Annotated in this window: 8 protein-coding genes and 1 tRNA gene; 8 read left to right on the top strand and 1 reads right to left on the bottom strand. The window is 63.4% G+C overall.

What is annotated here, in order from left to right:
* Positions 1 to 28: 28 nt before the first annotated feature.
* From E5162_RS08720 to E5162_RS08705, 4 genes are read left to right on the top strand one after another with little or no spacing between them, the layout of a single operon-like run.
* Complete coding sequence (locus E5162_RS08720; protein ID WP_135944851.1) at positions 29 to 5,227, top strand: DEAD/DEAH box helicase; 5,199 nt, start codon at positions 29 to 31, stop codon at positions 5,225 to 5,227.
* Positions 5,224 to 8,010 (top strand): DEAD/DEAH box helicase, encoded by a 2,787-nt coding sequence (locus E5162_RS08715; RefSeq protein WP_135944850.1) that lies wholly within the window; start codon positions 5,224 to 5,226, stop codon positions 8,008 to 8,010. Before E5162_RS08720 ends, E5162_RS08715 begins: the two co-directional genes overlap by 4 nt.
* A gap of 3 nt (positions 8,011 to 8,013) precedes the next feature.
* Positions 8,014 to 12,354, top strand: a complete 4,341-nt coding sequence (locus E5162_RS08710) for an Eco57I restriction-modification methylase domain-containing protein (RefSeq protein ID WP_135944849.1) — start codon at positions 8,014 to 8,016, stop codon at positions 12,352 to 12,354.
* 7 nt (positions 12,355 to 12,361) lie between these two features.
* Positions 12,362 to 13,123: an HNH endonuclease gene (locus tag E5162_RS08705; RefSeq protein ID WP_135944848.1), complete on the top strand. Its 762-nt coding sequence runs from the start codon at positions 12,362 to 12,364 to the stop codon at positions 13,121 to 13,123.
* Positions 13,124 to 13,436: 313 nt separating this feature from the next.
* Here the strand turns inward: E5162_RS08705 and E5162_RS08700 are convergent.
* Positions 13,437 to 13,511: transfer RNA gene (locus E5162_RS08700), tRNA-Gly, on the bottom strand.
* A 142-nt stretch (positions 13,512 to 13,653) separates the two neighbouring features.
* Here E5162_RS08700 and E5162_RS08695 point away from each other — a divergent pair.
* From E5162_RS08695 to E5162_RS08680, 4 genes are all read left to right on the top strand, one after another.
* Positions 13,654 to 14,196: a prolyl-tRNA synthetase associated domain-containing protein gene (locus E5162_RS08695; RefSeq protein WP_135944847.1), complete on the top strand. Its 543-nt coding sequence runs from the start codon at positions 13,654 to 13,656 to the stop codon at positions 14,194 to 14,196.
* A gap of 95 nt (positions 14,197 to 14,291) precedes the next feature.
* A complete protein-coding gene (gene trxA, locus E5162_RS08690) occupies positions 14,292 to 15,245 on the top strand; it encodes a thioredoxin (RefSeq protein WP_135944846.1) in 954 nt (317 codons plus the stop codon).
* Between the two features lie 94 nt (positions 15,246 to 15,339).
* A complete protein-coding gene (locus tag E5162_RS08685; RefSeq protein ID WP_135944845.1) occupies positions 15,340 to 15,975 on the top strand; it encodes an LON peptidase substrate-binding domain-containing protein in 636 nt (211 codons plus the stop codon).
* Between the two features lie 41 nt (positions 15,976 to 16,016).
* Complete coding sequence (locus E5162_RS08680) at positions 16,017 to 16,238, top strand: Trm112 family protein (protein ID WP_135944844.1); 222 nt, start codon at positions 16,017 to 16,019, stop codon at positions 16,236 to 16,238.
* The last annotated feature ends 2 nt before the right edge of the window (positions 16,239 to 16,240 follow it).

The raw sequence follows: 16,240 nt of genomic DNA, 5'->3' as shown, positions 1-16,240 counted from the left end.
TGTTTGATAGGGGTACGCGGGGGATAGGATGACCTTTGACGCATTTGCGCTGAACCGGGAAATCCTGTCCCGCTACGAGGATTTTGCGCGATCGTTCACGCAAATTCGCGCCGCCGATATCCGTGAACGGGTCGATCAAATTTATGCCGGCCAAACATTCTGGCCCGAGCCGCTGATCCAGCTGAACCCGCATTACAGGGATAGCGGCTCGCTTTCCGATCTGTGCGGCGCGGGGCCAGATGCGCTGCATCCGGGCTGCGCCGATATCTTCGCCTTCGATGGCAAGCCGATATCCCTTAGGCGTCACCAGGCCGATGCAGTCGCGATCGCGCTGGAGCATCGCAGCTTCGTCGTGACGACGGGAACGGGTTCGGGCAAGTCGCTCTGCTTCTTCATCCCGATCGTGGACGCCGTGCTCAAGGCCAAGGATGCCGGAGAGAAGCCGTCGACCAAGGCGATCGTGGTCTATCCGATGAACGCCCTGGCCAACAGCCAGCTTGAAGAGCTGAAAAAATTCCTTGGCGACAAGGGCGTGACCTACAAGCGGCTCACCGGCGATGTGGGGGAGGCTGAGCGCAACGAGATTGCGGCGAACCCGCCAGACATTCTCTTGACCAACTTCATGATGCTCGAGCTCTTGATGACGCGGCAGGCCGAGCTTGATCGGACCATCATAAAGAACTGTACCGGCTTGAAATTCATCGTGCTTGATGAGCTGCATACCTATCGCGGTCGTCAAGGCGCCGATGTCGCGCTTCTGATGCGGCGGTTAAAGGCCCGCACATTCGCCGGTCGCGAACCGATCTGCGTGGGCACCTCGGCGACGATGTCGAGCGGACCTGCCGAGGCGGAACGTAACGCTGCGGTGGCAAGCGTGGCCTCGAAGATATTCGGCGCCGCGATCGACTCCTCCAGCGTCGTCACCGAGACCCTTCAACCGGTGACCCATGTCCGCCGCCTCCTAGACGGGAAGGCCTTTGCCTTGACGGAAGCCGTCAGGGCGAGCGCGGCAGAGAGCGTTTATCTTGGCAAACCCAACAGAGCCCTGATCGATGATCCTCTCGCGATCTGGATCGAGGCGAGGCTCGGCTTGCAGAAGCTCGAAACCGAAAAGCCTGAACGGGCCCGGCCAATCTCAACCAGCGACGCGGCCGCGCATCTGGCCGAAGACGCGAGCCTTCCCGTGGAAACCTGCCGGTCCGCGCTGGAAAATGCGTTGCGCGCCTTCAGCCTGTCGGAAAAGGATCGCGGCGTTCAAGGCGGGTCGGACGAGCCGCTCTTTGCCTTCAAGCTTCACCAGTTCATTTCCGGGGCGGGGCGATTGTACGCCACGCTGGAAGCGGCCGGAAAGCGCGAGGTCACGGTAAACGGACAGGTCTTCTCGCCCCGGGATGGAGGGAGCCGACTCTACCCGGTTCACTTTTGCCGCAATTGCGGTCAAGAGCACCACCCGGTCGCTTTGAGAGCCAACGATGCCGAGCCGGCGATCTTCCTGAGCCGTGAAATCGATGACCTTCCCGCCAGGGAGGAGACGAAGGCCACCCCAACTTGGGGCTTCCTTATGCCGGAGCCGGCGGAGAACTTCGCCTTTTCCGGGCGGGCCGAAGATTTCCCGGAAGCCTGGCAGCAGGAAACACGGTCGGGCGAAGTCGTGCTCAAGCCCACCTATCGGCGCACCCAGCCTGAGCGCGTGCTCGTCAATTCGGATGGGACCACCGGAATGGCGGGAAGTCCGGCCTGGTTTCTGCCCGGCAAGTTCAAGTTCTGCCCGGCATGCGGCGACTACCACACCGACTCGACGCGTGACATCAACCGCCTGGCGTCTCTCAGCGCGGAAGGGCGCAGCTCCGCAACGACCGTGCTCGTCGCCTCGATGCTGAGCTGGATGAATGAAGGTGATCATGTTGTCAGAGAGAACGCGCGCAAGCTCCTGGCCTTCACGGATAATCGCCAGGACGCCGCGCTGCAGGCCGGCCACTTCAACGACTTCATCTTCGTCACCTTGCTTCGCTCCGCCATCCTCGCGGCCCTGCGCGATGCGGGCAGCGATGGGCTGGCCCAAGAAGACCTCGGTAAGGCCATCGTTTCCGCGTTGGGGTTCGAAGCTCAAAACCGGGAACGCCGGGCCGAGTGGCTCTTCGAACCGACCATCAAGGGCGCAGCCGTTCTCGATGCCGAGAGATACATGCGCGAAGGGCTTTCCTATCGGTTCTGGGGAGATCAGCGCAGGGGCTGGCGTTTCACCAATCCGAACCTCGAACAGCTTGGCCTCATTAAGCCTGTCTATCGCGCCCTTGAAGAGCTCGCGACGGACGATGAGGAATTCGAAAACAATTCCAGCCTGCGTCGCATGACACCGGAACAGCGAAGCGAGGTGCTCACACACCTGCTCGACCATATGCGTCGCGGGCTCGCCGTGGAATGTGATGCGCTCGACGAGCAGCGCACCGAGGCGCTCAGCGGCAAGATGCGCAAGGTCATCAAGCCGCCATGGGCGCTGGATGACGAACGAGAGCGCCTGACTCGTGCCTCCGTATTGGTGCTCGCCGGGCCGCGCCGCCGCGAGGTCAAGGCCAGGGATGAAACCCTGCTGCTGCGCGCCGGTCCTCAATCCTTGCTGGGCCGGACATTGAAACGGCTCTCCTTCTTTGAAAGCCGGATTTCCAAGGACGATTACGAAGCGCTTATCCAGTGCCTGCTGAAGGCCTGCACAAACTATGGCCTCGTCGCGCCTTGTCCCTCGCCGCTGGGCAGCGAGGGCTGGCGGATGCTGGGCTCTGCAGTGATCTTCTCACAGCGCGAACCCCATGAGACGGCGAAAATCGAGAACGCCTTTTTCATGCGGCTCTATTCCGCAATCGCGGAGGAGTTGCGCGCCGGCGGCAAGGCGCTGTTTGGATACGAGGCGCGCGAGCATACCGCTCAGGTCGATGGCGCACGCCGCGAGTTTCGCGAGGCGCGCTTTCGCTACGGCCCCGACGACCAGGACATGCTCGAAGACAGGGCCGGCGAATTGCGCGAAATGCGTGAGGACCGGAGTTTTCTGCCTGCCCTTGTGTGCTCGCCCACGATGGAACTGGGCGTCGACATCTCGTCCATGAATGTCGTTTACATGCGCAACGTCCCGCCCACGCCGGCCAATTATGCCCAGCGCAGCGGCCGCGGCGGTCGAAGCGGTCAGGCCGCGCTTGTCGTCAGCTACTGCGCGGCCCAGAGCCCGCACGACCAATATTATTTCCGCAATCGCTCCCAGATGGTGAGCGGCATCGTCCGGCCGCCCTCGATCGACTTGAAGAACCGTGATCTCGTCGAAAGCCATGTCTGGGCCGAATGGCTTTCGGCGTCCGGGATAGATCTCCGCCCATCCATCGCGGACAGTCTCGACATGCAGTCGGAAAACCGCTCGCTGCTTCCCGACCTGATGGAGGCCGCAAAGAGCGAGAGGGTCCGCCAGGCCGCGCTCGAAAGAGCTGAGCATCTTCTCTGTTTGCTGGAGGCCGATTTCGGAGATGCGCCGCCAGAATGGTTCGAAGGTGCCCGGTCGTTTGCTGAGGAAGCAATAGCAGCAGCTCCTGATACGTTTGATCAGGCCTTCGAGCGCTGGCGAAATCTTCTGAAATCAGCCAAACAGCAGATGGCGGAAGCCGACCGGGTCATCAATGACCATCAATCCTCGCCGCGCGATCGCAAAAGCGCCAGATCACAATGGGGCCGCGCCTATCTCCAACAGGAATTGCTGCTCGGCGGAAGCGAGAAGCTCGGTTCGGATTTCTACACCTATCGCTATCTCGCGACGGAAGGTTTCCTGCCCGGCTATAACTTCCCGCGCCTGCCCCTCATGGCCTTCGTTCCGGGTGTCGGCGACCAGAGCCACCAGCGCTTCATCCAGCGTCCCCGCTTTCTGGCCATTTCCGAATTCGGGCCTAAGAGCGTAATCTATCATGAGGGGCGCGCTTACCGTGTCGACCGTGCCATGCTCAAGGAGGCCGCTTCGGCGGAGCATGGCAAACTCGAGACCGACTCGCTCTGGGCCTGCGGCTCGTGCGGAGCTTTCCATGATCGCGAAGCCCCCGAGGAGTGTCATGCCTGCGGCGCCTCGCTGAATGCGAACGCAGAACTCCTTCGCGATCTATACCGCATCGAGAATGTTGCGACCTATCCCATCGAACGCATCACGGCCAATGACGAGGAGCGTCAGCGGCAGGGCTTTGAGGTCGTCACGACCTTTGCATTCGACGGTAGTTCGGACCGGGTCAGGGTCGATTTCGTGGATGACGGCACGGTTCTGCTGAGCGGGTCTTATGCCAGCTCAGCGCGCATTCGGCGGATAAACAAGGGTCTGAAGCGGCGCGCCAACCCCAGCGCCATTGGCTTCTGGATCGACCCCAAGACGGGCCGATGGCGCGAGGCCCCGGGCGAGCCCGATGACGAGAACCCCGATCGGGAGCCCCAGCGTATCGCCCCGGTCGTCGAGGACCGAAAGAATGCGCTTTTGCTCCGCTTCGCCGATCTTGGCCTCTTGTCGGACGCAGACAGGGATGGCCGTGCGGTCGCGACCGTGCAGCATGCGTTGCTGCGGGGGATCGGGACGGTTTTCCAGCTCGATGAGGGTGAGGTCATTGCCGAACCGGTTCCCGCCGCGAAGGAGCGATCTGGGCTCCTGCTGTACGAGGCCTCCGAAGGCGGCGCCGGCGCTTTGGGCCGCCTAGTCCGCGAACCGGAAAAGCTTGCCGAGATCGCGCGGTGCGCTTTGGAGATCATGCACTTCGATCCCGCCTCGATCGATACCAATAGGGGCGCGGCGGAACTGAGCGACCTTGCAAGCGAACGCTGCGCGGCAGGCTGCTATGAGTGCCTCCTGTCCTACTTCAACCAGCCCGACCATGAACTAATAGATCGAAAGAACCAGGTCGCCCTGGCTTTCCTGCTACGCTTGGCGGCCGCCAAGGCCGTCTCGGCCGATAGCGGGGTGGCCGTTGGCGGTCAGGTCTCGGCTGGCTGGCCCGATCCGGACCGGGAGGCTTTGGCCCTGGATGGGAAAGCGCTTGCGCTCGTCTGGCGCCGGGCTCGGCTTTGCGCGGTCGAAGCGGATGACTATTCCGATCATCTCCAGTCCGCCGCAGACGCCAAAGGGTTCGATCTCGTAGTCCTGCCCTCGGAGCCCAAGGCGCGTGAAGGCGCAATCGAGCAAATTCGCTTCAGACTCGCGGAGATGACCGCATCATGACCGTCGAGAACTTCTCAGCCGGTGAGATCGTGAGGGCCCGGGGCCGCGAGTGGGTGGTCGTCCAGGCGGGGGAAACGCTGCGTCTTCGCCCGATGTCGGGCAGCGAGGAAGACATCGAGGACATCATCCCTGAGCTCGAACTTAGTACTGTCTCGCACGCGAGCTTTCCGCCCCCGGATTTCGAGCGGCGAGGTGGGCGCGAAGCGGCGCAGCTTCTCAAGGATGCGTTGACCCTCTCGCTGCGCCGTGGCGCGGGGCCGTTTCGCGGCGCGGGCCGCCTCAATTTCGAGCCGCGCGCCTATCAGCTCGCGCCGCTGATCATGGCCTTGCGGCAGGAGACGGTCCGCCTGCTCATCGCCGACGATGTCGGGGTGGGCAAGACGATCGAGGCCGGCCTCATCCTTCGCGAAATGATCGACCGCGGCCAGATCGAGCGCTTTGCGGTGCTCTGCCCGCCCCATCTTGTGGATCAGTGGGTTGAGGAGCTTGAAGATAAATTTGCGCTCAAGGCCACGCCCGTGACCGCCTCTCATGCGGCCAGGCTCGAGCGTGAGCTTGTGGGCGCGGAGAGCGTCTTTGAGGCCCACCGGTTCACGGTTGTCAGCCTGGACTTCATAAAAAGCCTTCGTCGCATCGATGATTTCTCCCGAGCCTGCCCGGAGATGGTCATTGTCGATGAGGCCCACACCGCAGTGAGCGCGGGCGCGGCGAAGCATCGCCGTTTCGAGCTCATTAAGCGCCTCGCCGAGGATGAGGAGCGTCACATGGCGCTCCTGACCGCGACGCCCCACTCCGGTGACGAGGCGGCCTTTCACGCGCTCCTCGGTCTGCTCCGCCCCGAATTCGAGCGCATTGCCGAAGCGGGCCCGGACGAGCGGCGCCGTCTGCGCGAGCGGCTCGCAAATCATTTCATTCAACGCCGCCGCGCCGATATTGCAGATTGGCGCGAGCCTGGTCTTTTCCCCGAACGGCTTTCAGCCGAAGTCCCCTATCAGCTGACCGGCGAAAACGAGAAGTTCTTTCGTGAGATCATCGAATACTGCGCGGAAGTGATCGAGAGCGAGGCCGGCGACCGACGCCAGCGCCTGGCATTCTGGGGCATGCTCGCGCTCATGCGTTGCGTTGGGTCGAGCCCGGCCGCAGCCCTTCGCGCCTTGCGCAACCGCGCCCTCACAGATGTCGAGGATGGCGATGTCGAAGCAGCTGCAGCCGCAGCGCTCGATGACGAGGAATTCTCCGAGGACGATCTGGAGCCCAGCGCCGGACTCAATGACCCGCGCCTGGCCGGGCTGATCTCGAAGGCGGAGGGGCTGACGGCGAACTTTGGCCGCGACCCGAAATTCCAGAGCCTCGTCGCGACCTTGAAACGCTTCACCAAGGAAGGCTGCCAGCCGGTGGTCTTCTGCCGCTATATCGCGACGGCCAAAGCGGTTGGAGAAGCGCTAAAGGCGGAATTTCCCCGTGTCGCGATCGACGTCGTGACGGGCGAACTCACCTCCGAGGACCGCGAGAAGAGGGTGGAGGCGCTTGGCTCTCAGAGAGACAAGCATATCCTCGTGGCGACCGACTGCCTGTCCGAAGGGATCAACCTCCAGCGCCATTTCGACTCGGTCATTCACTACGATCTCAGCTGGAACCCGACGCGTCATCAGCAACGCGAAGGCCGCGTGGATCGCTTTGGTCAGAAAGCCAAGACGGTTCGAACCGTGCTGCTCTATGGCGAGAACAACCCGATCGATGGGGCCGTGCTCGAGGTCATCATTCGCAAGGCGCGCGCGATCGAGCGGGAAACCGGTGTTCGCGTTCCACTCCCCGACGATGGCGGCAGTCTGACCAAAGCCTTGATGTCGACGGTTCTCTTGAAGGCGAAGGAGTCCCGCCAGCTCCAGCTCGATCTGTTTGCGCAAGCGCGCAGCGAAGCCGAGGCGATCGAGATTGCGTGGCGCAATGCCTCCGAACAGGAAAAGAAGTCCCGCACCGTCTTCGCGCAGAGCACGTTGAAGCTCGGCGATGTTCAGCCAGAGTGGGAGGCGACCCGTCAGGCGCTCGGCGGCTTCGAAGATGTCGAACGCTTTGTGGCCGGGGCGATGAAGCGTCTCGCAGCGCCGCTCCAGTTAAAGGGGGAGAACGCCTTCGCGGCCTCGCTCAGCGAAACACCTGAAACGCTCAAGGAGCGCTTTTTCGCGGAGGGCCTGGAAATCGAAAAGCCGATCCGCATCGCATTCGAAGCGAGGCCGCCTTCCGGCTTTGCCTCGGTTCACCGGGCTCATCCGCTCCCGGCGGTTCTGGCCGAAACGATGCTGGAATTCTCGCTCGAGGATCCAGATGGGCCAGACGACCCGGCGGTCCTGCCGCGATGCGGCGCTTGGGAGAGCGATGGCGTTGAGAACGTGACGCTCCTGCTTCTTCTGCGCCTGCGCCATCGCATCGAGGCCCGGGGCAAGCTGACGGCCGGCTTTTCCCTGGCGGAGGAGGCTCAAGCGCTCGCACTGGACGCACGCGACCTCTCGACCGTGTTGAGCGGCGACAAGGCCATGAGCCTGCTTGCGCGCGAAAGCGGCAACATCCCCGCGCAGGTCGCCCAGCGGTATTTCGAAATGGCGCCGGACGTTCTCGGCCAGATCGACCTGGTTCTGCGCGCTTACGCCGAAGAGCGGGCGCAAGCGCTGTCCGACGCTCATACGCGCTTCCGCCGCGCGCTGGGGTCGGAGGCCGAGGCCAGGGTGGCTCCGGTCCCGCCCGTCGATGTCATTGGATATTACGTGATTTTCCCGAAGGTATAACGCATGTCGTCTCGCCGGCGCTCCGCAGGCCGTCTCGAACTGGAAGCCGTCTCCATTATCGGCGGACTGCTGTCTCCCGACCTGGTTAACCGCGTGGCCAAATTCGAGGCCTCGCAAACCAAGCCTGAGAACTACGAGGTGAAGCCGGGCCTTGCCTTGCGCGACGAGATCGCGCGCGCTTTCCGTATCGCCCAGGCCCATTGGGAGAAGTTCGAGGCCAGCCGCGAAAATCTCGCCGCATCGGAACACTTTGTGCTCAACCTGCTGACCGACTGCTTCGGCTTCGAGGGGATCGAGAAACGGGGAACGGTTCATCTCAATGGCCGCGATTTTCCGATCCGCCACGCTGCGCTGGACGGGCGAGTGCCAATCGTCATCGCGCCGGCGGCTAAGTCCGAAGATGCGAAGGACGGCATCGATACGCTGCAGGAGGCGTTTGCCGACGAGACGCGCCGGCGCACGGCGACGACCCTGCTTCAGGAATACCTCAACGCCGAAGACGGCGCGCTCTGGGGGCTCGCGAGCGACGGGGTGAAGCTCCGGCTGCTGCGCGACAATGCCAGCCTGACACGGTCCGCCTATGTCGAGGCCGATCTCGAGCGTATCTTCAACGAAACGCTCTTTGCCGATTTCAGCGCTCTCTGGCTGCTCGCCCACCAGACACGCTTCGGCGTAGCTGGTACGCCGGTGAGTGACTGTCCGCTCGAGCGCTGGCGTGACACCGGCAAGGAAGAGGGCGCCGCGGCACGCGAGCAGCTGCGGGACGGTGTCGAAAGCGCGATCCAGGCGCTCGGGCGGGGGTTTCTCGCCCATCCCGACAATGGAGAGCTTCGCCGCGCCATGGGCGAGGGGGACCTGTCCGCGCAAGCCTACTTCACGGAGCTTCTCCGGCTCGTCTACCGGCTCATCTTCCTCTTTGCGGCCGAAGACCGCAATTTGCTCCACCCAGCCTCGGCGCCGAAGAGGGCGCGCGAGCTTTACCGGGCCGGCTATAGCCTCTCCCGGCTCCGCGACCGTTGTACTCGGCGCACGGCCTGGGATCGTCATGTCGATGTCTGGCAGGGCCTCAGGGCGACCTTCCAGGCCCTTTGGCGTGGTGAGCCGAAGCTGGGGCTGCCGGCGCTCGGCGGCCTCTTCGGGCACGGACAATCGCCCCACCTGAAGACGAGCGAAATCGAGAACCGCGCGATCCTGGAAGCGATCTGGCGCCTGACCTGGTTCATGCCGAAGGGCGGGGAGCGTCTTGTTCGCGTGAACTGGCGTGACATGGAAACCGAGGAGCTCGGCTCGATCTACGAAAGCCTGCTCGAACTCACCCCGCGCGTCACTAATGACGGCCGCGGTTTCAGGCTCGATCACGGCGTGGGCGGGCACGAGCGCAAGACGACGGGGTCGTACTACACGCCTGACTCTCTCGTTCAGCTTTTGCTCGACACCACGCTCGACCCGGTCCTCGACGCGGCCGAGGCCCGCAACCCGTCCGACCCGGTTTCGGAAATCCTGAAGCTCTCCATCATCGACCCGGCCTGCGGCTCAGGGCATTTCCTACTTGCCGCGGCGCGCCGAGCCGCCTCGCGCATCGCGACCCACCGCACCGGCGGCGCGCCTTCACTGGAGGCTCAGCAGGCCGCCTTGCGCGATGTCGTCTCACATTGCATTTTCGGCGTCGATCGCAATCCGATGGCGGTCGAGCTGTGCAAGGTCGCCCTCTGGATCGAGGCGATCGAGCCGGGCAAGCCGCTCACCTTCCTCGACAGCCATATCCGCTGCGGCGACAGCCTGATCGGCGTGTTCGACTATTCCATGCTGAAGGCGGGCGTGCCCGACGAGGCCTTCAAGCCTCTCACCGGCGACGACAAGGCTGCGGCGAGCGCCTGGAAGAAGATCAACAAGCAGCAGCGCGAGGGCAAGGCGGCGACCGGTTTCCTGAAGGAGATCGGCCCGCCCGAAGGCCTCGTTTCCGAAGCCCAGCGCATTCTCGCCATGTCCGAGGACACGCTCGACGAGATCGAGGCCAAGCGCAAGGCGTTCGAGAAGCTGCATTCCGGCCAGAAATGGCTGTCGCTCAAGACCGCCTCCGATCTTTACGTCGCGGCCTTCTTCACGCCGAAGACGGAGGCGCCGCCGCAGATGCAGGCCCTGAGGACCGCGACCATGCCAACGACCGAGGCGGTCTGGCGCGCGGCCAATGGCGAGCAGATTTACGGCCCGCTTGCCGCCCATGCGATCGACACCGCTGGCGATCAGAGCGCCTTTCACTGGCCGCTCGAATTTCCGCAGATCTTCGCACGCGGCGGCTTCGATGCCGTGGTGGGCAATCCGCCGTGGGAGGTCTCGCAGCTAGGTGAAGTCGAGTACTTTTCGGCGCGAGCCCCGGAGATCGCAGCGCTGAAGGGTGACAAGCGAAAGAAGGCGATTGCCCGTTTAGAGGAGGAACATCCAGAACTATGGGCAGCCTACGTTCTCGATAAGCGCAATTTCGATGGATCGAACGAGTTCGTTCGCGCCAGCGGCCGTTTCAAACTCACGGCATCCGGAAAGATCAACACTTACGCGCTGTTCGCGGAGCATTTCTTACGCTTGGCGCGCCAGGCGCCAACGCCCGAACCAGCCAAGAGCCTTGCCGCGGTCATTGCCGAAACGGGCAATGTGAAGCGCGTACCAGCCGGACGGGCCGGCGTTATTGTGCCGACAGGCATCGCAACGGACAGCTCTACGGCGGCGTTTTTCGGCAATCTGGTCGACCAGCACCGGATCGCGACGCTTATCGATTTTGAGAACCGGGACGCGCTCTTCCCTGGGGTCCACCGAAGCTACAAGTTCTCTATTTTATCGATCGGCCTGGCCGATCTCGCCGAATTCGCTTTTTTCCTCTCCGACCCGAAACAGCTGGAGCATAAGGAAAGGCGCTTCACCCTGTCGCCAGAACAGATCAAGGCGATCAATCCAAACACAAAAACGGCGCCGGTTTTCCGCTCGCGGGCGGATGCTCAGCTGACGGCGAAAATTTATGAGCAAGCGCCGGTGCTCATCGAGGAGCGGCCTGCCGAAAACGGCGGCGATGTGAACCCTTGGGGCATCAGCTTCCAGCAAGGCCTCTTCAATATGACCTCGGCCTCTGACCTGTTCCGAACCAAAGGAGAGTTGCTCGCTGAAGGCTGGGAGCGCGATAGCGCCGAATGGGTGAAGGCTGGCAAGCGATACGTCCCGCTCTACGAAGCCAAGATGATCCATCATTTCGATCATCGCTGGGCGAGCTATGACGCGGGCGGCGACGAAGAAGGCGCCCGCGATGTCACGCTCGCCGAGAAACAGGACCCGAATTTCGAGCCCGAGCCGCGCTACTGGGTGCCCGAGGGCGAGGTGACGCTTCGTTCGTCACGCGCCCCCTCGCGCCTAAAGACGGCCTGGCGCAATGGCGACGAAACGAAGTGCCACGCCCTGCTCGCCGAATGGGTGGTCGGTGCGCTCATCGGCATGGGCGCCGATCCCGTGCGTGAACCGAAGCTCGCCGAAGACGCCATTCGGAAGGCGCTCGGCGCGCGCGCTTTGGAGAAAAAGACACTCGGCGCCGCGTTCTCCACCTGGCTCGGCAAAGCGGCGGCGAACGGAGGCGCCGGTCAGGTGAGCGCACCGCTCGATGAAGACGATCTCGCCTTCATGGCCGAAGGGCGGGACAGCGTTCTGGACCTCGCCGCGGCACTCATCGAGCGCAAGGAACCGCGCTGGTTGATGGGTTGGAGGGACATATGCCGCTCGACCGATGAGCGGACAGTGATTGCGAGCGTGCTTCCACTCCTCGGTGTTGGACACACTATGCCCCTTTTCCGGGCAAACGCGTCGCCCCTTCAAATAGCCTGTTTCCTAGCCGAATGGTCCTGTTTGTCGCTAGATTATATCGCGCGACTGAAGGTGGGCGGAACTCACCTGACATATTCTTATCTCAAGCAATTTCCTTTCTTGCGGCGAAATAAAATCGGGCGCGAAGAGCGAGAATATCTCGTCGTCCGCGTCCTTGAACTCACCTACACCTCTCACGCCATGAAACCTTGGGCGGAAGACCTCGGCTATGCCGGCCCGCCCTTTGCCTGGGATGAGGACCGGCGCGCGAAGCTTCGGGCCGAACTCGACGCCTTCTTCGCGCGCAAGTACGGCCTGACACGCGACGAGCTGCGCTACATTCTCGACCCGGCCGATGTGAAGGGCGAGGACTACCCGTCCGAGACCTTCCGCGTGCTGAAGTACAACGAGATGCGCCGCTTCGGCGAGTACCGCACCCAGCGCCTGGTACTCGAAGCCTTCGACCGGCTAACCACCGGCGATCTTGTCGGTGTCGGGGCCTAAAAATGCCATGACGCCGCTCGACCGCATCCGACTGACGAAGGCGGCGACCGATAACGGCTTCTCCTACCCGGTCGGCGAGCGGGACGGCGGGCTGCTGTTCGAAGGCATGCTGCGCGCCCGACTCTGGCTGACCCGCAGCGAAGACGGAAACTACATCGCTGCGAGCGACCACGCCGGCCTGGAAAGCGAACTCGATGCGCCGCGCGCTTCGGCTGCCGCGCCGGACGGGTTCGCGGCCTTCGAAGCCGACAGCCTGCCTGCGCTCGAGCGCCTGGTGCGGAACATCTTCCGGCTGGCCAAGACCCTCCCGGATGAGCCTATCGCCGAGTACGAAGCGAAAATCCGCGAACTGGGGCTTCTCGGCGAGACCGAAACGGTGAGGGCCCAGCGCGTCCGGGTCGGCCAGAACATCTTCCGGCGCAATCTGCTGATCTACTGGGAGGGCCAATGCGCGGTGACGGGGGCTAGTAATGAAAAGCTGCTCAAGGCCAGCCACACGCGCCCCTGGCGGGAATGCGAAACCAGGGCGCAGCGGCTCGACACGGCAAACGGCTTTCTCCTCGCCGCCAACCTGGACGCCGCCTTTGATGCCTTCCTGATCTCGTTCGACGAGGCCGGCCGCATCATCTTCGCGCCCTCTCTCACACGCCACGACAAGGACGCCCTCGGGCTCCACGACGCCATGCGCCTTCGCTGGGTCACCGACAAGCATGAGGTTTATCTGCGAGAGCACCGTGAACGCACGCTTCGAAATTCAGCAGCAAGCTGAGGCGTTTCAAAAAAACGCCTCGCATCCCCGAGCATAAGGGGAGGTGGCAGAAATCGTGGGACCCCTATCGGCGGGGTAGGGGTGCGCCCCCGGGGGTGGTCGATAGACCGAATGCAGACATCCCGGATCGATCACCCACGTCGGTGGCGCATCACTTGGTAGCGCAACGCGTAACAACTCCCCACGCATTCGCGCCGACAATCGTCGCAAACGACGCCGCTTCAAGCGCTTCAAAACATGGGTACAGTTGTGGGTACGCCGCGCGCTTGGCTCGGCAAACCACAAGTAAATTCAATAAATTAACAAGGAAGAATGGAGCGGGCGATGAGATTCGAACTCACGACATTCACCTTGGCAAGGTGACGCTCTACCCCTGAGCTACGCCCGCTCAATCATTGGGGTGCCGGCTTGCGCCGGGAGGCCGGGTATATCGCCCATCATGACGGGTTTGGCAAGCCTTCGCACAGCCCGCTTTCAGCGGTTTTTTCAGATGACTTGCAGGCGGCGCCCCGAACAGGCAGGAAACGCCCATGACCGACCCTGCTTCCCGCCCCGTGCCGCCGGCGCCGCCGGTCAGCCGCGATGCGCTGCTCTCCTATCTCGATGCGCTCGGCCTTGCCACGCGTACCCACGATCACGCGCCGGTTTTCACCGTGGACGAGGGCGAGCACATCAAGGCGGCCCTGCCCGGCGCCCACACGAAGAACCTCTTCCTGAAGGACAAGAAGGACAATCTGGTCCTGGTTTCTGCCGCCCAGGACACGGTCGTCGATCTGAAGACGCTGCACCGGCGCCTGGGACTGGGGCGGTTTTCGTTCGGTTCCGCCGAGCGGCTGGAAGCGGCCCTCGGTGTGACGCCGGGGTCGGTGACGGCTTTCGCCATCATCAACGACCCGCAAAAGCAGGTTCGGTTCGTGCTCGATGCCCGTCTCATGGAGCAGGCGCTGGTCAATTTTCATCCGCTGCGCAATGACGCCACCACCGCGATCGCCAGCGCCGACCTGCTGCACTTTGTCCGCGCGCTGGGGCGCGAGCCCGAAATTCTGCCGCTCGGTCCGGATGAGGCCGAGTGACGCCAATCGCCGGGACGGGGCTTGCGCCGCCGCGACGCTCGCGCCAACTAGGGAGCGAAGTTTCGTTCCGTCAGACACGATCAAAGGGTCATGCCATGTCGATTCTCGGTCCCAATGGTGAGCCGCAACCTGTCCCGTCCTCGACCGGCGAGGACGCGGCGCCTGCGGCCGCTTCCGCCGCGTCCCTGATTTCGGAGACGACGGATCAGAATTTCGTCCAGGATGTCGTGGAACCGTCGAAAGAGGTACCCGTTCTGGTCGATTTCTGGGCGCCCTGGTGCGGCCCGTGCCGCCAGCTTGGGCCGATGCTCGAGGCGGCGGTCACCAAGGCCAACGGCGCGGTGCGCTTGGTCAAGATCAATATCGACGAAAATCCCGGCATCGCCGGCCAGCTGCGCATCCAGTCCATCCCTGCGGTGATCGCGTTTCAGAACGGTCAGCCGGTCGATGGCTTCATGGGCGCGCTGCCCGAGAGCCAGATCCGGGATTTCATTGCGCGCCTGTCCGGTGACGTGAACGGAGAGGAAGTCGAGCAGCTTCTCGAGCGCGCCGAGGCGGCCCTCGGCCAGGGAGATCTCGGCGGTGCAGCGCAGGATTTCGCCGCCGCTCTCCAGATGGATGGCGACAACATGACGGCAGTGGCCGGGCTGGCCCGTGTGCACCTGGCCTCGGGCGACAGCGATCAGGCACAGGCCATCCTGGATCAGGTGCCGGAACCGAAGAAGAGCGACCCGGCCATCGCCAGTGTTCGCGCGGCCATGGAACTGGCCGGCGAGAGCGGCGATGCGGGAGATCTGTCGGCGCTTCAGGAGCGGGTCACGAACGAGCCGGATAGCGCCGAGGCGCACTTCGAGCTTGGACGGGCCCTGATCGGCTCCGGCGATCTCGATCGTGCGGCCCGCCATCTGCTCGACAGCATCGAGCGGGACAGGGAGTATGCAGACGGCGCGGCGCGCCAGCTTCTGCTCAAGATCTTCGACGCCGCTGGGCCGACCTCCGACGTTGCCAAGTCCGGCCGCCGGCGCTTGTCCTCGATCCTGTTCTCCTGACGCGCAATTGCCGGGCATTCCAGGTCGACACGGCCTGTTCGCGACCTAGCTTCATGTTTCGACGTCAACACCAGAAGCGGCCACAGGACCTTCCATGACGCACGGCATCCAGCCGCCAGCGCAGATACCGCTTTTCCCGATCCGCGGATGCATTCTGCTGCCCGGAGAGCACCTGCCTCTCAACGTCTTCGAGCCGCGCTATCTGAACATGGTCGACGATGCGATGGCCGGCGATCGGTATCTGGGTATCGTCCAGCCCTCAAATTCAGGTCCGCGCGAGAAGCCGGAACTCTGCTCGATCGGCTGCGCCGGCGTGATCGCGAGTCGCAATGAGACCGAAGACGGGCGCTACCTGATTGTCCTGCAAGGCGTGATCCGGTTCGACATCTCGGCGGAAGCCGAGCCGCTGACGCCCTATCGGGTTGCGCACGCCGACTATGCGCGCTTCGGCGGGGATCTGACGCCTCAGGCGCTCTCGCCCGAGGTCGACCGGGAGAGCTTTTTAAGCCTCCTGGCGCGCTTCTTCGATCACATGGGTCTCGACGCAGACTGGGAGTCGCTCGCCCAGGCGCCGGTATCCACCATTGCCGACAAGGTCGCGATGGCGGCGCCCTTCGATGCCGACGCCAAGCAGGCCTTGCTCGAAGCGGTCGATCCGCCTGCGCGCATTGCCACCCTGGCGTCGATGATGAGCCTGACACTGGACGCGTCCGGCGACCCGCCGCGGTAAGGGGCTTGGCCTTCTCACCGCCAGTCCGTAAGAATGGGATCATGACAACATCTCAAGACCCTTCCCAAACGAAAGATCGTCCGCGCGCCAGCGAGGTCGATCCCAAGCTGCTGGAAATCCTCGTTTGCCCGGTAACGCGTGGCACGCTGGAGTATGATCGCGAGGCTGGCGAGCTGATTTCCCGGTCGGCCGGCCTGGCCTATCCGATCCGCGAGGGTGTCCCGATCATGCTGCCCGAGGAAGCGCGCGAGCTGAGCGATTAGGC

Source organism: Marinicauda pacifica, assembly GCF_004793635.1.
GTDB lineage: Bacteria > Pseudomonadota > Alphaproteobacteria > Caulobacterales > Maricaulaceae > Marinicauda > Marinicauda pacifica.
The sequence above is the reverse complement of the archived record's forward strand: the minus strand, read 5'-3'. Positions and strand labels throughout refer to the sequence as shown.